Origin of the sequence: Cryobacterium sp. 10I1 (genome assembly GCF_035019805.1) — a bacterium.
GTDB classification, from domain to species: Bacteria; Actinomycetota; Actinomycetes; order Actinomycetales; family Microbacteriaceae; genus Cryobacterium; species Cryobacterium glucosi.
In genome coordinates this window covers 1-1,721 of record NZ_JASJVF010000422.1, presented here as the reverse complement: position 1 = coordinate 1,721, position 1,721 = coordinate 1, and the positions used below count along the sequence as shown (strand labels likewise).

At 61.0% G+C, this 1,721-nt stretch carries 1 protein-coding gene and 1 riboswitch; the gene reads left to right on the top strand.

Annotated elements, in window-relative coordinates:
* The first annotated feature begins 637 nt into the window (after positions 1 to 637).
* A riboswitch (M-box (ykoK) riboswitch) is annotated at positions 638 to 807 on the top strand.
* A 354-nt stretch (positions 808 to 1,161) separates the two neighbouring features.
* On the top strand, positions 1,162 to 1,721 hold a 560-nt coding region (locus QN345_RS18700), incomplete at its 3' end, for a divalent metal cation transporter (protein ID WP_323509067.1).

The following is a 1,721-nucleotide window of genomic DNA, read 5'->3' as shown; positions in this document are numbered from 1 at the left end:
CGGGGGACGACTCGGTCCGCGACAACCAGCCGGGCCGGAGTGAGGGGTCTTGGCGCCGTGCGCTTTGGTGACGATCCCAGGCCTCTTCAACGTCCAGTCGACGGTCGGAGCGGACAACGCGCGGTAGGTGACGCAGTTCCGTCAGTACCCCTTGAGTGAGCGGCATCCAGCCCGGTTCGCAGGGCGTGAGGACCATGTCTGGTGCGATCCGGAAGAGATTTAGTCGGTGAGCGGCCAGACGCGCCTGGGCGGTGAACGTCGGGTCCGTCATCGTGCCGAGAGGAAGGTCAGGCCCGGGATCAGACCGGGAACCGGCTGCGACCTGGTTCGCGTTCAGTGGCAGCAGGATGAGTGATCCGAATGAGTGCATCCCTGTCCTCTGCTTCCTCAAGTCTTGGTCTCGACTTAGGTCCTCGCCCTTGGCGTTCTGGTCTTTCCGGGTCCGATGAAGGGTTGGACCGGGGGATCTAGTCGAGTTGAGCACTTTAGAACGCGGCGCGCTAGCAAGGTAAAGCTATCCATGTTGCCGCGCCGCCCAGACGGCGGCCGTTTAACGTCGCGGCAAGGTGAACGCTTGTGGAACATTGACAGCCGCGATTGCTTCTGTTGGGGTCTCCGCGTACAGTCATCTTTGCAGGGCGCCGTTCGTTAGCTGAGGCTCCTTTGTGGATATAAGCCAGCGACCCCCAACGTCCAGAGACGCCCCGGGTCAGGACAGGTTTTCCCGGAACAAGGGATTGCCCCGATTGGCTCCCGGTTTCCGGGTTAACGCCGCAAAGTGCCAAAGGTCTTACGAGGAGAGGTTACCTCGGCCGGTCTGGTCGGACTCTTCGTGTGCGCTGAGCAAAGCGGAGGGAGCACGTCAATGAGCGAGAGCCATAGACCCTACCTCCTGCCGACCACGCGCACCAGGTAGCAGTCTGCCTGCACACGCCTTTCTGGTGGCGTGCCCCGCGGTGATCGCAGCCCGGCCAGGTCATATTTTCTCGCCCGGCCCTGTGGTTTCCGCGGTGTTCCCGACATCGCCGGCCCTCGTGGGGCCGCGTTTGATCGGCTCCCGGATCCTGTCTTTTCATTTCCTGCAGAAAGTTCACCATGGATACAACGTCAAACCTCGTTCCTCCGACCGGGCCCGTGTCAGCGGTCCTGGATTCCGCGCACGTGGGCGATATTGAAGGGGCCATGGGCACGATTCGACTCGGCGATGATGCGCCGCGGCGGGGCGTGCGGGCAAAACTGCGTACCCTTTTGGCCATTCTGGGTCCTGGACTGATTGTGATGGTCGGCGACAACGACGCTGGCGCGTTTGGGACCTACACGCAAGCTGGCCAAAATTATGGGACCACATTGCTGTGGACGTTGCTGCTGCTGGTACCTGTCCTCTACGTGAACCAGGAAATGGTGTTGCGGTTGGGGGTGGTCACGGGGGTGGGCCATGCCCGGCTCATCTTGGAACGTTTTGGAAAGTTCTGGGGAGCCTTCAGCGTCATTGACCTGTTCATCCTGAACGCGCTCACCATCGTGACCGAATTCATCGGTATCAGTTTGGGCTTGCAGTATCTGGGCATCCCCCAAATTCCCGGCGTAATTGTTGCAGCCGTGCTCGTGCTCGGCGCCGTCAGCACCGGGTCTTTTAAACGGTTCGAACGCGTCAGCATGGTTCTTGTTGCCGGGTCCCTCTTGTTGGTCCCCATTTTCTTTCTGTCGGGTCCGAATCTGGG